This window comes from Nostoc sp., assembly GCF_036917195.1.
In the GTDB taxonomy this organism is placed as follows: Bacteria; Cyanobacteriota; Cyanobacteriia; order Cyanobacteriales; family Nostocaceae; genus Nostoc.
Map to the genome: position 1 here is coordinate 1 of NZ_JBALDG010000077.1, position 19,300 is coordinate 19,300.

Annotated in this window: 14 protein-coding genes; 7 read left to right on the plus strand and 7 right to left on the minus strand. The window is 40.9% G+C overall.

Annotation, left to right across the window (positions count from 1 at the left end; genetic code table 11):
• The 3 genes from V7K40_RS26410 to V7K40_RS26420 all read right to left on the minus strand — a co-directional run.
• Positions 1-3,311: AAA-like domain-containing protein (locus tag V7K40_RS26410; protein ID WP_334965017.1), on the minus strand; the 3,311-nt coding region annotated here is incomplete at its 3' end.
• A 242-nt stretch (positions 3,312-3,553) separates the two neighbouring features.
• Positions 3,554-4,180 carry a type I restriction endonuclease gene (locus V7K40_RS26415; RefSeq protein WP_334965019.1) on the minus strand — a complete coding sequence of 209 codons (627 nt, stop codon included), beginning with the start codon at positions 4,178-4,180 and terminating at the stop codon, positions 3,554-3,556.
• Positions 4,181-4,254: 74 nt separating this feature from the next.
• The gene (locus V7K40_RS26420; protein ID WP_334965021.1) at positions 4,255-5,886 is read right to left on the minus strand and encodes an AAA-like domain-containing protein; all 1,632 of its coding nucleotides are present in this window, start codon (positions 5,884-5,886) and stop codon (positions 4,255-4,257) included.
• 108 nt (positions 5,887-5,994) lie between these two features.
• Between V7K40_RS26420 and V7K40_RS26425 the strand changes: the two genes are divergently transcribed.
• Positions 5,995-6,330, plus strand: a complete 336-nt coding sequence (locus V7K40_RS26425; RefSeq protein ID WP_334965023.1) for a hypothetical protein — start codon at positions 5,995-5,997, stop codon at positions 6,328-6,330.
• A gap of 91 nt (positions 6,331-6,421) precedes the next feature.
• Here V7K40_RS26425 and V7K40_RS26430 read toward each other — a convergent pair whose 3' ends face one another.
• Positions 6,422-7,468, minus strand: a complete 1,047-nt coding sequence (locus V7K40_RS26430) for a serine/threonine-protein kinase (protein WP_334965025.1) — start codon at positions 7,466-7,468, stop codon at positions 6,422-6,424.
• 212 nt (positions 7,469-7,680) lie between these two features.
• Positions 7,681-8,574 carry an alpha/beta fold hydrolase gene (locus tag V7K40_RS26435; protein ID WP_334965027.1) on the minus strand — a complete coding sequence of 298 codons (894 nt, stop codon included), beginning with the start codon at positions 8,572-8,574 and terminating at the stop codon, positions 7,681-7,683.
• A 153-nt stretch (positions 8,575-8,727) separates the two neighbouring features.
• Between V7K40_RS26435 and V7K40_RS26440 the strand changes: the two genes are divergently transcribed.
• Positions 8,728-9,507 (plus strand): MBL fold metallo-hydrolase, encoded by a 780-nt coding sequence (locus tag V7K40_RS26440; protein WP_334965386.1) that lies wholly within the window; start codon positions 8,728-8,730, stop codon positions 9,505-9,507.
• A gap of 138 nt (positions 9,508-9,645) precedes the next feature.
• Here V7K40_RS26440 and V7K40_RS26445 read toward each other — a convergent pair whose 3' ends face one another.
• Positions 9,646-10,671, minus strand: a complete 1,026-nt coding sequence (locus V7K40_RS26445; protein ID WP_334965029.1) for a mechanosensitive ion channel family protein — start codon at positions 10,669-10,671, stop codon at positions 9,646-9,648.
• Positions 10,672-10,783: 112 nt separating this feature from the next.
• Between V7K40_RS26445 and V7K40_RS26450 the strand changes: the two genes are divergently transcribed.
• The 3 genes from V7K40_RS26450 (at position 10,784) to V7K40_RS26460 (ending at position 16,867) form a co-directional block, all read left to right on the plus strand.
• A complete protein-coding gene (locus V7K40_RS26450; protein ID WP_334965031.1) occupies positions 10,784-11,701 on the plus strand; it encodes a histone deacetylase in 918 nt (305 codons plus the stop codon).
• A gap of 121 nt (positions 11,702-11,822) precedes the next feature.
• Positions 11,823-16,322, plus strand: a complete 4,500-nt coding sequence (locus V7K40_RS26455) for a translation initiation factor IF-2 N-terminal domain-containing protein (RefSeq protein WP_334965033.1) — start codon at positions 11,823-11,825, stop codon at positions 16,320-16,322.
• 335 nt (positions 16,323-16,657) lie between these two features.
• Positions 16,658-16,867 carry a hypothetical protein gene (locus V7K40_RS26460; RefSeq protein ID WP_334965035.1) on the plus strand — a complete coding sequence of 70 codons (210 nt, stop codon included), beginning with the start codon at positions 16,658-16,660 and terminating at the stop codon, positions 16,865-16,867.
• 503 nt (positions 16,868-17,370) lie between these two features.
• Here V7K40_RS26460 and V7K40_RS26465 read toward each other — a convergent pair.
• Positions 17,371-17,877 (minus strand): hypothetical protein, encoded by a 507-nt coding sequence (locus tag V7K40_RS26465; RefSeq protein ID WP_334965037.1) that lies wholly within the window; start codon positions 17,875-17,877, stop codon positions 17,371-17,373.
• 63 nt (positions 17,878-17,940) lie between these two features.
• Here V7K40_RS26465 and V7K40_RS26470 point away from each other — a divergent pair, with 63 nt between their 5' ends.
• Positions 17,941-18,123, plus strand: coding sequence for a hypothetical protein (locus V7K40_RS26470; protein ID WP_334965039.1), 183 nt, complete (start codon positions 17,941-17,943; stop codon positions 18,121-18,123).
• A 457-nt stretch (positions 18,124-18,580) separates the two neighbouring features.
• Positions 18,581-19,240, plus strand: a complete 660-nt coding sequence (locus V7K40_RS26475) for an HAD hydrolase-like protein (RefSeq protein WP_334965041.1) — start codon at positions 18,581-18,583, stop codon at positions 19,238-19,240.
• The last annotated feature ends 60 nt before the right edge of the window (positions 19,241-19,300 follow it).

Sequence of the window (19,300 nt, forward strand, 5' to 3'; positions counted from 1 at the left end):
GTGGTAATTTCTTTGCGCGTGTCGAGATTCCACAATTTGATTGTCTTGTCACCACTGGCGGAAGCTAAAGTTTTGCCATCCGGGCTGAAGACGACACTGTTGACATAATTGCTATGCCCACTCAGAGTGGTAATTTCTTTGCGCGTGTCGAGATTCCACAATTTGATTGTCTTGTCACCACTGGCGGAAGCTAAAGTTTTGCCATCCGGGCTGAAGACGACCCTTCTGACCCAATTTCTATGTCCTTTCAGAGTAGTAATTTCTTTGCCCGTGTCGAGATTCCACAATTTGATCGTGTTGTCAGAACTAGCGGAAGCTAAAGTTTTGCCATCCGGGCTGAAGACGACACTGTTGACATAATTGCTATGCCCACTCAGAGTGGTAATTTCTTTGCCCGTGTCCCGATTCCACAATTTGATCGTCCTGTCAAGACTAGCGGAAGCTAAAGTTTTGCCATCCGGGCTGAAGACGACGCTTGTGACCGAATTGCTATGCCCACTCAGAGTGGTAATTTCTTTGCGCGTGTCCAGATTCCACAATTTGATTGTCTTGTCACCACTGGCGGAAGCTAAAGTTTTGCCATCCGGGCTGAAGACGACACTGTTGACATAATTGCTATGCCCACTCAGAGTGGTAATTTCTTTGCCCGTGTCCCGATTCCACAATTTGATTGTCTTGTCATGACTAGCGGAAGCTAAAGTTTTGCCATCCGGGCTGAAGACGACGCTTGTGACCGAATTGCTATGCCCACTCAGAGTAGTAATTTCTTTGCGCGTGTCCAGATTCCACAATTTGATCGTCTTGTCAAAACTTGTGGAAGCTAAAGTTTTGCCATCCGGGCTGAAGACGACACTGTTGACATAATTGCTATGCCCACTCAGAGTGGTAATTTCTTTGCGCGTGTCCAGATTCCACAATTTGATCGTCTTGTCAAAACTTGTGGAAGCTAAAGTTTTGCCATCCGGGCTGAAGACGACGCTTCTGACCCAATTTCTATGTCCTTTCAGAGTAGTAATTTCTTTGCCCGTGTCGAGATTCCACAATTTGATCGTCCTGTCAGCACTGGCGGAAGCTAAAGTTTTGCCATCCGGGCTGAAGACGACGCTTGTGACCCAATTTCTATGTCCTTTCAGAGTAGTAATTTCTTTGCCCGTGTCGAGATTCCACAATTTGATCGTGTTGTCACCACTGGCGGAAGCTAAAGTTTTGCCATCTGGGCTGAAGACGACGCTGAAGACCGAATTGCTATGCCCTTCCAGACGATTTTTTTCACGAATATTAGTACTAGATAGAATTCTCTGTAAACTAAACAAAGGGCTGTATGCTGGATAGTCTGCTAAAGATTGTTTATCCTTGATCAGACTTTTTAATCTTCCTGCCGTCTCCATTGCTAATAGCAGTGCATCAAATTCTCTCGAAGCCTCGAACAGCTGCAACGTATTTGTTACGCCTTGTTCCAATTCCGTAGCCGTTAAAGCAACTTCTCTGGCTGCTTTTGCCTTTTTGAGTTCCTCCACAGAAGTTTTACGGGCATTGACTGCCTCTTGCCGTTGTTGAATTGCTTGGCTTGCCTGTACTTCCGCTTGACTAGCGTTTGCACTAGCTGCTGCCACTTTATTTTGGGCTAGTTTCAACTTTTGCTGTGCCTGATTCACTTTGTTATTTGCAACATTCAGTTCTGAAGCTGCGTAACTAAGATTCAGTTTTGCCTGTGTTGCTTGTTTTGATATCCTTTGATTGTCACGTGATATTTTGGCATTGTCTGCCGATATCCGGTGATTATCTTTCTTGGTTGCTTCAGTTTCTCTCTTCGCCTGATTTAATTCGGTTTGGGCATTATCTATTTCTGCCTTTACTGTTCGTGCTTGCCCTAATTGATATTCAGCAAATATTAATGATGCAAATGCCCCCAGCACAGTCAGTCCTAAGACTAAATAACCAATACGAATTCGTTGATTAGCTTTGTGGTTCGCCTCTGCTAATACCTGCTTTGCCTGTTCCTCTACCTCCAGCCTTTTCTGCACATCGCGCTTTTCTAACTCTTGGCTAGCAGCTAAAAACTGATAGTCCAAATCACTCAAACTTTTACCGACTGCCCATTCTTGAGCATCGTGCAAAGTTTGTCCCCGCAAGAAGCGCGACTCATCTTGACGTTCCGACTCAACCCAGGCATTAAATGTATTGGAGTAAGGGCGCAAGTTTGCTAAAATCTTGTCACACCATTCTTGTTTAAACACCTCTGCATAAATCCGGTTATAAATTCGCAGTTTCCCTTCCCGCTTCACCACCAAACCTGTCAGCCGCAGTTCCGTTTGTTCAGGACTATCATCAGTTGCTATCTCTCCCTGCTGCAAAATCTGCTGATACAACCCCAACAATCGCCCAGTCCGCTGTTCCCCACTCCGCAAAATTCTGTCTCGAATTGTCTTCAAATGCTCCGGCTCATCCTGCGTCTCCCAATTTTCAATAATCCCCCTTCTTACCAAATTCTCAACCCACTCCTCTGCTCCTCTGGTTACTGAGCGTAGTCCAAGTATGCCCCTCTGCTCCTCTGCCAGCAACTTACAAACTTTTTGCGTCAAAAATGGCTGTCCGCCCGTCCACTCCAGCACCACCTGCATCAACTTTTGAGAATCACCCACTTCTGCCAATCCCCGCGCCAATGCTTCCGCCTCCGCGAGTTTAAACCCAGTTAAATCAATTGCTTGCCCAATATTAAAAGGTGTGCGCCGTTTATCTTGAATCAAATCTGAAGGTGTAGATACGCCAATCAAAGCAAAGGTGAGGCGATTATATTCAGGATGGTCTGCTCGTCGGTTGTAGCAATCGCGGATAACTGCAAAAAAGTCATCCAAGTTAAATAAAAGACTTAGAATGCTGTCAATTTCATCAATAAAAATAACAATCTTTTCAGTAATTGTTTGAAGTAAAACCGTTTCAATAAACTTGCTCAAGCGCTGTACTGGTGAAAGCAAACCATTATCATTCCACCAAGTATCTAAATCAAAAGTCGTATAAATATTCAAACTTCCCACCAAAGTCTCAATCACCCCGGCATACCACTGTTCTGGTGTAATATCTGCTGTCCCAATAGCTGTGAAATCAACAACAGCACAAGCAAATCCCTCAGTTTGCAACTGCTGCATTACCTGCACCCGCAAGCTAGATTTACCCATCTGCCGGGAATTGAGTACATAACAAAAATCCCCAGCCTTCAAGCCTTCATAGAGGTCATGGTCAGCTTGCCGCCTAACATAAGTTGGTGCATTTTGAGGCAGACTACCACCGACTTGATATTGATACTGGGTCATAAACAATTCAAAATTCAGCGCGAGTTAGACAAACCTCTCCCTGCCTTGAACTAAAGTTCAAGTCTGTCCCTCTCCGATTCGGAGAGGGACGGTTTTGCGTAGTAAAACCAGGGAGAGGTCTTTTTGTTATGGTTAGGCTACTTAGAGAGATAGTACATAATTTATCGAACTCACGTAATATAAGTTTGATAGGGTATGTTAGTAATCGCATAGGGCATCGAAAGTCTTAGTGTACGCAATAATTACGAATTACGAATTAAATGAGCTAGCCGTTTTAAGACTTTGACGACAGTATGTATGTCATCCCGACTATCTAAAGCAAACAAATCAGATAGGGCGTATTGTGAGGTTTCGGCTTTTATCAGTTTGAGAAATCTAAATTCATTACCATTGGAGATAAACCCAAAAACAGGTTTTTCGGAACTTACATCCGCTAGCATATAAGCCAATGCTTGTGGAATTGCTGGCACTAAGGAGTAATCTGCTCGTTTTGCTTCTACAACCAGAACCCAGAATGGTGGTTTAAAAACTAAGATATCAATACGTCCTCTAACAATTGTGCCTTCGTCTTCAGAACAAATTTCCACCTGTTGTTCCGACGCAATGTAAAAAGGCGGTTGATAAAAACCTGCTAGACGCAATAGTGGAGATAGCACCACCATTTTGACTACAGGTTCTAAAATTTGGTAGCGAGATAAATGCAAATATTCTGCCTTGACTTGGTTGAGAGATTGCTTTTCTAAGTCACTCAACTCAGGTAAATCTTGCTGCCACTCTACAAAAAACTGTTCATTGTCTGCACGTTGTAGCCCAAATTGATCGATGAGTTGGGCTAAGGTTATATCTCTTCCTTGAATAAATTGAACCATTGTTAATCCTTTTTGTTAAATGGTAATTGCTGATAAAAGTCCTATTGCACTCCTAATGTACTTTTTTAATTTTTCTACCCCAAGCGATCGCAAAAATATTGACGATACAATTCACACAGTGGCACTACTTCATTGCCTTGAAACTTAACTAACCCCATACTGCGGAGTTTAAACGCTTCAGTTGTGCCGACATCCACGGGGCGATTTGCCATCATCACTTGTTTAACCGCAGCTAGCAATTCTGCATCCTCTTGCAAATTCAGCCAATGGCGGCGTAAATGGTCACTGTAAGGCCCTTCCTCAGTTGCAGCAATTTTTTGCAGATTTTCCAGCGTTATCCTCCCACGGGCAATTTCATAAAGCGCTACCCGCACTAAATAAGGATGACCACCCACCAGCGTGATTAATTCTTCAATTTGTGAGTTAGACCAATTGAGGCTGTGACGCTGTACCAAGTTTTGTACTTGTATTTGATTTAAGTCTGGCAACTCAATGGGTAAACCCACATTAAAAGGGGACTGATTTATATTGAGTGGAATATAAACTTCCTTAGAATGCACAATCACCAACCGGAGATTTTTCCAAATTGTTTCATTCTTTGACCGCTCATGCCAAGCTCGTAGTAATCCAAAAAAATCAGCAGCAATTATCGGATGCTTGAAGACTTCATCGACTTCATCCAAACCCAAAGCTATAGGCTTATTAATCGCGGGTAATAAATACCGTTGAAAATAATTTGTAGATTTATTCTTGCTACCTAAAACACCTTTCCAATACTCGTCTAATTTATCGGGTAGATTCAGTTCGTAAGTAATGCTGGCGCAGAACCACTGCAAAAACTGATCTAAATTGCTGAGAAATTCTGCATCGGCTGATTGGAAATTCACGGGTGCAGTCTGATAGCCATGTTGACTAGCATAATGAAGAACCCGCGACATCAGCGAAGTTTTGCCCATCTGCCGGGGAGCTTTGATGCGAATTAAGGCCCCTGGTTGAAGAATCGCTTCATAACAGTCTACCTCAATAGGCGATCGCTCGACATAGAAGGCAGAGTTTAGAGATACCTGCCCTTCTGGATTTTCTAAGGAAACTGCTGGTTTTATCTGGTTATCAGCAATAGCTTCGTTAACAGAGATAGCACCTTTGGGATTGTTCCGACTTTTCAGCACTGGAGTCGAAGACTCTGGAATACTTTCTAAGTCAATAGCGCTACAGCCAAACTCGTAGGCATCCTCATACGACCTGTCAGCACCTAGTGCATCATAAAAGCCTACCGCAAATTTAATCGCGGCGCGATCGCCAATTGCCCGATTCATCCCAACCACGCAGTTAATGTGTTGATAAATTGCCTCGGCTTGCACCTCGCTATAGCAAGCATTTAATAAGATACACTCAACTTTGTCCTTAAATAACTTAAATAGCCTTGCCAGTGACTCTGTACTCACCAGCTGCATTTGCCCTGTATTATTTTCCAAGGCTAAACCTTGATTTCCTCCCCCATGTCCAGAAAAATGGATAATATGAGGATCGTGATCTAAAAGCGCCCGCCGCAAATCATCAGGACGCATTGCCCATTTAGTAATAAGTTCAAACTTCTCTCGGCTGCGAGAACGTTGCAACCCTTCCTGAATTTCCCTTACTTCCTCGTCCAAGCGGAGTTTATCTGTCGTTGTGGGATTAGCTGACACAATCAGGATTTTTTTCACAGCGCTATCAACTATTGAATGCAGGCTTCTGACTTAGATGTAGTTTACTACAGCAGATAACTGGACAATTACTGATAGCGCATTACCGTTAACGAGTTTTTTATCCTCGTGAACGAGTCTTTGAACTCCGTCAACGAGTCTTTTAGCTCCGTTAACGAGTCTTTGAACTCCGTTAACGAGTCTTTTAGCTCCGCGAATGAGTCTTTTAGCTCCGTGAACGAGTCTTTTAGCTCCGTTAACGAGTCTTTGATACTCGTGAATGAGTCTTTTAGCTCCATTAACGAGTCTTTGAACTCCGTTAACGAGTTTTTTATTCTCGTGAATGAGTCTTTTAGCTCCGTGAACGAGTCTTTAATACTCGTGAATGAGTCTTTTAGCTCCGTTAACAAGTCTTTAATACTCGTGAAAATGACAGCAATTTTCACAAGCGTGGAATATACATAATTTTAGGGGCACAATATATTGTGCCCCTACACGTATAGTCTATTCAATTGAAAACTACTGTAATCCCTAGCCGGATGCAACCTAACTAATCTTAATGCCCAGTATTTTCTTGGCAACTTGCGTTTAAATAAAAACTTTGACATTCCCTAGCTTCCAGTAATTGCCTAACCTGCTCACCAGACTGACAACTCATCAAAGTTGCCTCCAGTGCAGCTAGTGTAACAACAGTGGCTAGTCCCAGCACTGTAGCTCGTTTTCTAGGTTTGATTATACTGACTAAAGTATCTATCCCAGTGGCACTACCAACAACTTCAATGGGCTTGAGTACTTTCAAAGCAACAGCCGCATTAGCATAGCGGCGTTTCTGGTTTGGTTCCACCATTTTCATCAACCACGACTGAAAACGCGGACTGATTTGAGGAACTAATTTCTGGAAATTAAAGCGATAGTTATGATCAATTAATTTCCCAATCTCAACCGAACGGGTATTAGTAAGTAAGCAAATTAGTGTTGCTCCTAAACTATATAAATCTGATGCCTCAGTCAGGGAATGACCAAACTGTTCCTCTGGTGGCATAAAACCTGGGGTTCCTGCTACAAAGCTACTAAGAGCTATTTTTGCACCCTGTATCCTAGCTAAACCAAAATCAACTAGGTAAGCATTTAGTTGTTCATCAACCAAAATATTCTCTGGCTTAATATCCCGATGGATAATTGACGGAACTTGCTTTTGCAAATAAACCAAAATTTCTAAGATTGACAGAGCAATTTGCTTAATTTCTTCAGGATGAAAGCTGCGTCTTAATCCCAAGGATGGGGCATTTTTGTATTCCTGCACCAGATAAAAAACCCCTGGCATTTCAAAGCAATCTATATAGTGAGGGATGCGGGAATGATTCAGTTGTTGCAGGATTTCAATTTCGCGCTCATAGGCTTTCACTCCTGACAAATCAGCACCTGCACAGGCAAAACAAAACTCTTTAATCACCACCTGTTGATTAGAGTTGAGGACATTAGCTAGATAAGTAATGCGTCCCCCTTCTCTATTGCGTCCTAGTTCGGTGATAACTTGATAGCCAAGTTCGGAAAAATCTGGATGGTGATTTAAGGGAATTATCCCTTTATATCCATTGTGCATATCAAGCTCCCTTCCACTTCACATGAGTTTGATTTTGTCAAGGTGCAATAAAAAATAAGAGGGACTCACCCAGATTGTTAGCCGTATTCTTGCACGCACCAAGATACATAGGTACAAAGTTATTCTTGGTGACGGACACTTGGCTCAATGTCACACACAAGTGTCTTCAATGGTCAGTCTACTTTCGTCTTTGCGTCTTGGGGCGGAAATTATCACCTTTGCGCTAACCAATCGACAATCTGGGCATTAACAACATCTGGAACTTCATCGTGGGGACAATGACCGGCATTGGGAATGGGAACAATTTTGATTTCTTTGCCATTCTCCCGCGCCTTTTCGTAAATCTTAGCCCCGGTAATTGGTGTCCAAGGATCATCAGCACCCCAAATCACTAATAAAGGACGTTCGACTTTGGGCAAAAGTTCCTCTGGACTTGGGCCAGGAGGCGCTGTGAGAATGGAGGCGAAGACTTGTTGCGCTCCTGGGTCGCAAGAGGGAGTATAAAGTAAATCGACTAATTCATCGGTGACGGCTTCACGGTTCCGGTAAACTTGGTAGAGAGTGCGGCGAATTTGGGCTTTTTGACGGATGCGGTTATAGACAAATTTACCTGTAACTGGCGATCGCACAAATCGATTAAAAGCTGTCATTACCATCCGTAACGGCGGGTTCAATTCGTGGGGACGATGACTCAACCCACCCGCAGAGTTAATTAAAATACCACCAGCAGCAATTTCTGGATGTTCTACCAGTACAATCAAGCTCAAAAGTGCGCCGATAGAGTTGCCAATAAATACAGCAGGTTCGTGTATGTGTGCTGTGCAGAAATCTTTCAGCAGTTCCACCCAAACCTCCACAGTGTAATCAATGGGTGCTTTATCGGAACCACCAAAACCCAAAAGATCCAAAGCAAATACCTGGTAGCCAGCATCAGCTAAGACTGGGATATTTTTGCGCCAGTGTCCAATGGAAGCACCAAAGCCGTGAACCAGTACCAAAGGGCGTCCTGTGCCCATGACAGTGTACTGAATTTTGTAGCCCTGCCAAGTCCAAATGAGTTTTTCAAAGGCGTCTTGGCTCGCAAACTGCTGTGTAGTTACAGTCATTAATAAGATTCATAAAGTATTTCTTCAATATTAATGTTCCCTGACCTGAAAGAATACTGAATAAAATGTTATTTTTGAACCCTTTGCCAAAGCGGCGTTCCTCCTCCCCGTGACCAGTTGATAATGAAGATAGGCGTTATCTTTACAAATTTTATGTTCTTAACTTGGTTAGACAGCAACTCTTGGCTGCTAGAAATCGGCGGGAAACGGATACTGATTGACCCTTGGCTGGTTGGTTCCTTAATTTTTAGCAATTTGGATTGGCTATTTAAAGGTTCGCGATCGCAAGAGCGCCCGATACCAGATAATATTGATCTGATCCTGCTGTCTCAGGGTTTAGAAGACCATACTCACCCACCAACGCTCAAGCTGCTGGATCACAGCATCAAGGTTGTAGCTTCTCCCAATGCAGCCAAGGTAGTACAGCAGTTAGGTTACACCCAGGTAACAGTATTGGCTCATGGTGAAACTTTCACTTTAAATAATCAAGTTGAAATCAAAGCTTTCCCCGGCTCTCCAATTGGCCCGACTCTGGTGGAAAATAGTTATCTCCTAAAAGAATTGGAGAGTGGTTTAACTGTATACTATGAGCCTCACGGGTATCATTCACCGCAACTTAAGCAGGTTGCACCTATCGATGTAGTGATTACACCGTTTGTAGACATGACGCTACCTTTGCTTGGGCCGATTATTAAAGGACAAAATAGTGCCTTAGAAGTAGTAAAGTCCTTACAGCCTCAAGTAATATTATCTACAGCGGCTGGAGGCGATGTGGCGTTTGCGGGATTGCTGATGAAATTCATTCAGACTAAAGGGAGTGCTGATGAATTTCGTTCGTTAGTAGAGAAAAACAATCTTTCGACGCAGGTACTTGAACCGAAACCAGGCGATCGCTTTCAACTAGCATTAGAAAAGCGAGCATTAGCAATCTAAGTTGCAGCTAGCCCTAGCGATTAGAAATCGTGGCTATACAAACGTAGTCCACCTACGCAGACTAACGGAAAATTAAAGGTTTGCTAATCTGCAAAGGCAGGTAAAGTCTCGTATAGCTGGGACTTCTAGTCGCCAGGGCTAATTCCGTTCTCTAGCTGAATTATCTTGCATATACACTTTTCTAATCGGAAAAGGAATTTGAATTCCTGCTTGCTGATAGCGTTTGTGTAATTTTTTAACAAACAGATGTTTACCAATCCGCTGATCAAAGTATTCACTTACCCGCATATAAAGCGTAAAATCTATACTAAAATCATTAAAAGTATGAAATCTGATATATGGTTCACTTTCTTTTAATTCCGGTGCAATTTCTTGCATAACTTCTTTGGCAACTTCTACAGTCACTTTTTCAACTTGTTCCAAATCACTATCATAACTGACACCCACATCCATTGTTAAAGTAATTTCCTTGGCAGGTAAATGATAGTTGGTGAAAATTGCAGTAGACAACTTAGAATTAGGAACAATAACTACATTATTTGAAATTTCTTTAATTGTTGTATTCCGCCAAGAAATATCTATAACATATCCCTCATGTCCAGCATCTAATTTTACATAGTCTCCGGTTCTAACTTGCTTAGAAATAATTAAGTAAAAACCAGAAAATAAATTTGCAAGTGTGTCTTGAAGTGCCAAACCAACTGCTATACCACCAATACCTAAAGTTGTGATTATCGGTGTAATTTGAACACCCACTGTTTGCAATATAATTAACGTTCCCAAAACGAAAACAGTAGCCTTAGCAAGGTTAGAAATTAGTGATGTAGGAACCCCTTCTGTTCTGCGAATAAATAAATTAACAAAACCAGCAGTCAATCTGGCTAAGACTAAGGTTACTGAAAACAGCAATGCGATCGTCAGAATTTTTTGCAGTACGATGGCAATATCTGGCTTGAGAGGAGAACTCAGGACTGCCCAAAAACAACCGCCAAGAACAAACCAAATAAAAGTCATGCGGTGCAGAGAGCGAAATATAATTTTACTCCCAACAATTCGTTTATTAGTAACTAACGTTTCCAGTTTTTTAAAGATAACTTTTTCCCCAATTATTCCAGCCAAAAAGCCAGCTAGAATAAACCATATCGGCGTAATCCATTCCATCATATAAATTTTAAATTTTGAGTTTTACATTTAGGATAACAGCACTGTTGCTGCAATTATGGCTAAATTTTACCTTGTTAGTTGTCGGATTACCTGCTTGAGATTTTCTTTCCTTATGGACTTGCCAATTATTTACCACCCAGATTACATTGCTCCCCTACCTGAAGGACATCGCTTCCCGATGTCTAAGTTCCGACAACTTTACGAATTACTGTTAGCTGATGGTGTAGCTAATCAAGAACAATTTCACACCCCCGAACGTCCGCCGCTAAAGTTGATAGAGTTAGTCCATACCCCAACCTACGTTCAAGCTTACTGCGAAGGAACCCTAGATGCCAAAGCACAGCGTCGCATTGGTTTGCCTTGGAGTCCAGCACTGGCGAATCGTACCTGTGTAGCGGTAGGTGGTACGATACTCACTGCTAAACTGGCACTAAGTCAGGGTTTAGCTTGTAATACGGCTGGTGGCACTCATCATGCTTTTCCTAGTTATGGGTCTGGTTTTTGTATTTTCAACGATTTAGCGATCGCCTGCCGCGTTTTACAAAAACTCGGACTTGTGCAGAAAATCCTAATTGTAGATTTGGATGTCCATCAAGGAGACGGCACCGCTTTTATCTTCCAAGACGACGACAGTGTTTTTACTTTTTCCATGCACTGCGAAGTCAATTTCCCCGGTACTAAACAAAACAGTGATTTGGATGTTCCTTTGCCGGTGGGAATGGAAGATGACGCTTATTTACAAACTTTAGCGAATTATTTAGCAGATTTATTGTCTAAAGTCAAGCCAGATTTAGTATTTTATGATGCAGGTGTTGATCCTCATATAGGCGATCGTTTAGGCAAATTAGCTTTAACCGATGCTGGCATTTTTCGCCGAGAAATGCAGGTTTTAAATACCTGTATGAGTAACGGTTATCCTGTCGCCTGTGTCATTGGCGGCGGTTATGCTGATGATATGAAATCTTTAGTCTGGCGGCATTCCCTGCTGCATCGGGCTGCTAGTGAAGTTTATCAGCAGTACAAACTTTGATGCAACATTACTTCTTGCAAAAATCTTAATTTATTATTTGGAACGACAGATGAATTATCTGTGCTCATGCGTTGTTTTATTTTCCTAAATAGAAAAACTTTGTCGGTAAAGGCAGTACTGGATGAACAAAGTCAAACTCAGAATCTACGAACTAGCAAAAGAATTGAATTTGGATAGCAAGAAGCTATTAGCAATTTGTGACAAACTCAACATTGCAGTCAAAGGCCATACCAGCACCATCTCAGAATCTGATGCAGAAAGCATTCGTTCAGTGGCAAATAAACTAACAGCAAAATCCTCGAAAGTTAAAACAAACTCTGAAGATTGGGGCTATATGTTCATAGCTTCAGCAATTGATAGTTTCATCCGCAATCTTGAAGGTGAAACTGTCCTTAAATCATATCCCGAATTTAGGGAGCGGCGCGATCGCGCCAATGAGTTAATGTTGGAATGTGTCGGTAAAAAGCCTTGTCTATTTTATGTGCGTCGCAAAGGTGCAGGGAAAGAGCCAAGAGAAGAAATTTGGGATTTGACAATAGCAACAGACTCCGATGATTTTCAATTACCTGCAAGACTTGAGAAGCTCAGAAAAACTTTAGGATTCAGAGCGGCTGTACAAAAAGATGGACACGGTGGTTTAAAGATACTGTCGGCTCAATTGTTACAACCCTCACGGGGACACGCCGATAGCTATGCTGTACCTTGTCGCTTGCGTTTGCTGGCGAATCATCAGCATCATCTCGACATTCCGCCAGTCACATTGAAACGCATAGCAGCTGCACCAGCTTGTGGCGACCATGTGCCTACAGAAGATCAGCTGAAAACTTGGAAAGCATTTTTGCAGATTGAGGAAAAAATCGCTAAAGCACGTCAATTTTGCGTGCGTTACATAGGTCATAATTATAACTTTAAAAGGCGGATTAGTTTTGAAATTGATGTAGCTTCAGCCACCCTTGACGGCTTTTATCAAAATTCCCTGGAAGTAGAAAATTTCTGGGAACGAGCAAGACAGGCAAAGAACGAAGATTTGAAGCTTTTTGAAACTGCTCCCATCGGAAAAAATTGGATTAACGGTCGTCAATTAGGGACTGTTGAAGAAGTTGATCCCAACCGTTGTATTATCAACCTCAGACTAGAACGCGACTTAGCTGAATATATGGCAGCAGAGCGTTATAAATTGCCAGCTACTGGATTTTTATGTTTTGAGGCAGTTGGTGATATTCAGCAGATTCAGCGCAAGAAAAAAGCTTTGGATGATTTGAATAATGGTTACACCCAAAATCCCTACTTGGGCAACTTTTTATTCGATGCTTCCCAGGCTAGACAAATCAAAACAACTGTCGAACTTCAACCACAAGATTTGTTATTATCTTCTGCTAATCCTGGTCAGAAAGCAGCAGTAGAAAAGGTACTAGCTGCTAAGGATCTTGTTCTCATCCAAGGGCCACCAGGTACTGGTAAAACTACTGTAATTGCCGAGATTTGCTATCAAATTGCCCTTCGTGGTGGACGTACCTTAATCGCGTCTCAAGCCAATTTAGCAGTAGATAACGCCCTGAGTAGATTAATTCATAACCCAGTGATTCGGGCTGTACGCAAGGGTAGAGCCGAAAAAGTTGGGGAGGAAGGACAGCCATTTTTAGAAGACCAAGTGATTGGCAGATGGCTAGAAAATACAGCAAATGACTGCGAAGACAATCTTACTCAACGGCTTGAAAATATCCAAACTTTCAGTCAATTACTAGCATCATCACAAAGATTCACAGCCTACTTGCAAGCCGAGGAAGAATTTAATCAGCAACAAACTAAATTCAATAAAAATAAGTTAAAATTAGAGGAAAACTTTAAAAGTCAAGAAAAATATTACAACGAAACTGTAAGACAATATAACGGGATTGAATCTCTAATTTGCGGACTGGAAAACATCCTAAATATTGCACCAAATATCAACTGGGAAGCTCCAAAAGTTACAGATTTTTTGCCACTTCTGAAGCCTTACACAGAAGGTAACAGTTTAGTGGAAGAATTTTTAGCAAATGTTCGTAAAGCCATAAAATATACTGATGAACTTGGTTTTGTGCGCCCGGCGATTGGTGCTTTTGGTTTAGCAGTTTGGTTGCGTGAAACTGTAGCAAGAGAAATTTCTGAATTTAAAACTGCTTTTGCTTATGCTCAAGATGCAACTAAAGCCATGTTAGAAGTTGCAGCATCAGTGCAGATTGTCAAACAGAATTTCGCCTTGTTAAATCAGCTACAACCAGATTATCAGCAATATCTTACCAAACTGCAAAACATCCAGCAAACAATTCAGATATGGGAAAACCGCAAACGGGAAATAGATTATATTATCTCAGCAGTTAAAGAATGGAAATCTACAGCACCTTCTCATCTGTATCAAACTTTGAAAGATTGTCATCAATCAGGTTTACCACTAACAGAGAATTTAGTGGACTTGCCGCTAGGTTTGTTGATGTTTGCTAACACATTAAAATTACCAATAGTACCAAAAATTTACAATATTAACCTACCAGACTGGGAGCTATTAGCAAAAGCGATCACTTATGAGATAGACGGAGGTTTTACTGACAGACGGGGTAAACAGCATAATTTCAGCTATTTTTTACAACAAAATTTTAGTCAGATTCCAATGGTGCTATCAAAGAGCGATACCTCCGGCGGGCTTTGCCTACGCACTCAATGGCAAGAAACCTATCAACAGTTTAGTAATTATCAACTACTCAACCCCAAACAGCGAAAATTGCTGGTTGAGAATACCCAGGCTTTCTTAATTAGAATGCAAAAAACCTATGGTGCATCATGGGAATGGAATAATATCGACTCTACTCTCACCAGAATTACACAAGAATTACTAGATACTATTCTTATAAATGCACGTCAATGTGTTTTAAAAGTAAAAACGGAAACGGAACAACAGCTTCAGCATCTGCAACGACAATTAAAAGAACTTCAGAAAAATGAAATCAGCCAACAGCAAATATCTGTTACTCAAGCTGAGGTAGAAAAAGCGCAGCAAGACGCTAATTTGCAACTTGAACAAGTTATCAATATTTTGCAAGAACTTAATCAACAAAATATACCTGCTCAATTACGCATTCTAACTGAAAAATATCTTGCAACACAATCAAATATTTGGGAGCAGCCGCAAGAATTATCAAATCAAGTGAATTCCTGGGTAACTTGTATTAATCAGCTTGAAACCTTGATTTCATCATTAGAACCTTTTGCTGTGCTGGAGATAATTAAAAATTCTCTACATGAGCATTTCTCAAAACTAAAAGAAGAAACTGAAACTTCTCTACAGCAGCTTCAAAAATTACAAATTAGCCTTCGTGAAATAGAACAGAAATTACAACCACAGCCATCAGAAAATTTAATAGGAGAAAGAAATTGGTGGTTAACAGAATGGCAAAGAATACCGGATAAATTTAAGCCAGAAAATTCTACTGCTGACTTGTTTAATATAAAATTATTACGCAGCATTAATATTAAGTTTGAATCTTGGCAAGAGCAACTTAAAAAAGAAGAAAATTATCTCAATAAATATCAAAATTTTGTTCAAGATTGGATTGGAAAACTCAGACAGCCAACTGAAGGCAATCACGACGATTTAAGGCGTATATATTTAGATAATGCCAACGTTGTTGGTATCACTTGTGTTCAAGCTGCAAATAGAAGTTTTTCTGAAGAATTCAAATCTTTTGATGTTGTGATCATTGATGAAGTTAGTAAGTGTACTCCACCAGAGTTACTAATCCCAGCTTTGAAAGGTAAAAAGTTAGTCATGGTAGGTGATCATCGGCAATTACCACCCATGCTTGATACTAGCACTTTAGAAGAAGTTGCTCAGACAATTGGCAATACACGAGAAGAACTACAATTCTTAGAAGAATCACTGTTTAAAAGTCAGTTTGAATCTGCTGATGAAAGCATTAAGCAAATGCTAACTACACAATATCGAATGCACCCATTTATTATGGGAGCAATTAATCAATTTTATGATGGGAAACTAGAATCCGGGATTTTGGAGCCGGATAGAAAACGCGCACATCATTTAGCAGGCGAAATTATCCAAGAATCTCAGCATCTTATCTGGGTAAAAACGTCTATAGAGAATCAGTTTTTAGAACAACGAAATGGAACTTCTTACTTTAATACTCAAGAAATTGATGCGATTGAACGTCTGTGTCAGCAGTTTGAGAGTACTTGGGCCTCTAAAGTTGCTAATGGTGAACCGAAAAAAGAAATTGCTGTAATTACGTTTTATGGCGCTCAATTAAGAAAAATTGATGAACGTCTGCAATCTGAACTTTTCCCTTCTCTAGAAATTCGTACTGGTACAGTAGACAGATTTCAAGGTATGGAACGACCTGTTGTAATTGTGAGTATGGTTCGCAATAATAATAAAGGAGATGTGGGATTTGCTAAGAAACCAGAACGGGTAAATGTTGCATTTTCTCGCGCTCAAGAACTGTTGATAATTGTGGGTTGCCATAATTTATTTACCGATCAATCAGGTAAAGTCGGAAGTATGTATTTGGAAGTTTCAAATATTGTAAGTCTTCATGGAGGTTTTGTAGATGTTTCTCGCCTCTTCTGCTAAACCTATTGATGACAAGCTCAAAAAAAATTTAGTAGACGAAAGTGAGGCGATATACTGGGCAAATTAGCCCGTGTAGGTAGAGGTTATCCAGTCGCCTGCGTCATTCGTGGCAGTTATGCTGATAAGATTAAGTTCCTCGTTTAGCGTCACTTCTTTCTAAGATTAAAGCGATAAATAATTGAGTTCTTTTCTCTTGCCCTTACCCGCAATGCCTTTTCCCCTTTCCCCTTTAACCGAAAAATATTGAGATACTAGACATTTCTGGAAAAGAGATTGTGGCATGTGTAGTCTAAAGCAAATATCACTTGATGCTTAATTTAGCTCAAGGGGGTCTAATGATTGATCGCTTTGTAAATCTAATTTTTATCGATTCCTTCGCCCTAGCAATTAACCTGACGTTTGGTACATTGCTTCGGACTAAAATCTGCAACTATTCATGGGATGGAATTGTAGGTGATAAGCTTTCAACACCAGAAACTAGCGCTAGTTCTTCTGAGTTGCCACCATCCTTAGAGGAGGTAGATATAACCACTCATATTTCATGAAGCCTGCCGACTTTTCTAAGGAGTCGGGAATTTTATTGTTGGTGGGTAATACTACCCAAAATCAGCAAAGTAACAGAAGTTGAAGATGTTTTTCCTTCCCAGCATTTGGGAATACTAGACTTAGAAAACTTTGTTGGCAAAGGTAAGCAGTAGATGAACAACGCCAAAGTTAGAATCTATGAGCTATCAAAAGAATTAAATTTGGAAAACGAAGAGTTATAGCAACGGACAGGGAGCTTAGGACAGTAATAAAATCACTAAAGTACGTTGTTGAAAGCGCGTTTACTGCCAACTGTCCTAACGGCTCTGGCAACTGCTATACTAGCAATATGCGACCAACTCAACATCGCGGTCAAAAGCTATAGCAGCAAGATTTCAGAATCCGAGGCAGAACGAATTCGTTTGGCTGCTGAAAAACTTGTATCTAAAAAGGAGACACCCACAAATGAATTAGGGTAACCGTTGATGGGGTCAAATTCATCAATACCTTATAGGCTGTTCTATCAAGGTTTTACACGTTGCCCAGTGAAAGTGAACGTTCCCGCTACGGGAGCATAATCTACGAGCGGATTTGCGTTTATATTGAAGATACGAAGTGTTGCTGTTCCCTGCACTGTCCCAGTTTTTAGCTCAAACTTTGCACGAAAATCCCCTCTACCAATGGAAGGGGGTAATTTCGCTGTTTGGTAATTAAAGTTGAGTGTAGTGGCACTAATCTCTCTCTCTCCAATACATTTCCAACTGCCCTGTATGTTACCAAAGGGTTGGACGGACGGAACACCGCTTTGGATGGAGTCATTGGCAAAAAAGTTACCATCTTTGGTGAACGTTATAATCCCACGAAAAGAACCGAAGTTACCAGAGTTTGTCGTGAGGTACGTACCTGTGACAAGTTTGCGACAATCCGTTATGGATTGAGCTTCGACTTTATGTAGATTCACTACATTTGGAATAGTGAGTGCTGACAAGACACAAATCGTTAACGTGGCGAAAGTATTACGAGTTTTCATTTTAAAACATCCACTTATAAGTTCTAATTACCATTTATTTGCCAAATCTAATAATATTACAATGTGTCATCAGTTGAGCCAAATCACAGTAGCAGCGAGATAAATTGCACTGAGAAAGTTGACTTTGAGCTTGTCGTAACGAGTGGCGATCGCACTGATTTAAGGGGGATTTATCTAGATAATGCCAATTTTATCCGTGTCTTTACCTTTGTTAGTGCGATCGCTGTAATTGGTGGCTTGGCATAGCTTGGTGTGGTGCTCAAGAGCGATCGCAACACACCAGCAATGCAAAACCCCACAGCTAGAAGGGACACTACGGGGTAGTGAGAGAATTATGGATTGGGTGGATTGATTGCGTGTACGACTTATCTAGTACGCACAAGTCATAGTAGCTAGTTTGTCAAGTTCTTTCAGAGTGTAAATTTTTTAAACGTTCATTTGTTAAACAGCACCTGAGAGTCTACTCTGAAGTTGATATAAGACATTATAATACCGTAAAAACACCAAAGCTAAAATCTCTAGCCTGTAATGAAGTTTAAGATGATGGTAGCTTGGTAATTTCTACAGGTGATAATGTTCCTCTATGGGCAAGTGGTACAAGATTGAGAGGCTAAAAATAAGCTACCTTGCTTAATCCTAAATTGACACTAATGTGTTCACAACGACAACAAATAATTTTTTATTTCACAGGAAAGTAAACAGAATGAAAATTTTATTACTCGACCTGAACGGAACAATTCGCTGTGGAAAAACGGGAAAGTATATTGAATGGCCCCAAGGACAAAAACCGATGCTTGGTGCAGATAAAGCAATAGAACATTTTGCTGCTCGTAATTGGCAGATTATAGGAATATCTAATCAAGCGGCAATTGCAGCCGGATACAAAATCTTAGAAGCTACAATTGTAGAAATGCAGTTTACTTTACAGTTATTTCCTCAACTTCAAGAAATATTCTTCTGTCCAGATTTTGAGGGTAGAAAATGTGTAATGGTGTCTAGAGAAAAAACTATTAAATGTTCTCTAGATTCTGAAGAGGGATATGAATTAGTAGGTAACTTAAGAGAAATTAATTTTAGGAAGCCTGGGGATGGAATGCTTAGAGCAGCGATTGAAAAATATTCCCGGATTAATATCGAGTCTTTTCTAGAATCATGTAAAGTAGATCCTGAATATGATTGCTGGATGATTGGAGACCGTAAAGAAGATAAAAAAGCAGCAGCAAGCCTGGGGATAAATTATCTTGATGCCGAAATATGGCGGCGGCAGTTTGTGCCAGGAATGCACGAAGTACGCCAAATTACTCCCACTCAAGTGCGATTTTTGGAAGGAATCGAAATTGACGCTTATACCAATTCTGTGTGAAGATGCGCCAAAATCAAATAGGTGAGTGTTAAAGGTGATGTCAAAATTATAGTTTTGGAT

Coding starts and splice junctions, on each gene's coding strand:
- V7K40_RS26435 (WP_334965027.1), bottom strand. CDS start 8,574: ATGACTGTAACTACACAGCAGTTTGCGAGCCAAGACGCCTTTGAAAAA.
- V7K40_RS26455 (WP_334965033.1), top strand. CDS start 11,823: ATGAACAAAGTCAAACTCAGAATCTACGAACTAGCAAAAGAATTGAAT.
- V7K40_RS26475 (WP_334965041.1), top strand. CDS start 18,581: ATGAAAATTTTATTACTCGACCTGAACGGAACAATTCGCTGTGGAAAA.
- V7K40_RS26465 (WP_334965037.1), bottom strand. CDS start 17,877: ATGAAAACTCGTAATACTTTCGCCACGTTAACGATTTGTGTCTTGTCA.
- V7K40_RS26460 (WP_334965035.1), top strand. CDS start 16,658: ATGATTGATCGCTTTGTAAATCTAATTTTTATCGATTCCTTCGCCCTA.
- V7K40_RS26450 (WP_334965031.1), top strand. CDS start 10,784: ATGGACTTGCCAATTATTTACCACCCAGATTACATTGCTCCCCTACCT.
- V7K40_RS26430 (WP_334965025.1), bottom strand. CDS start 7,468: ATGCACAATGGATATAAAGGGATAATTCCCTTAAATCACCATCCAGAT.
- V7K40_RS26440 (WP_334965386.1), top strand. CDS start 8,728: ATGTTCTTAACTTGGTTAGACAGCAACTCTTGGCTGCTAGAAATCGGC.
- V7K40_RS26445 (WP_334965029.1), bottom strand. CDS start 10,671: ATGATGGAATGGATTACGCCGATATGGTTTATTCTAGCTGGCTTTTTG.
- V7K40_RS26415 (WP_334965019.1), bottom strand. CDS start 4,180: ATGGTTCAATTTATTCAAGGAAGAGATATAACCTTAGCCCAACTCATC.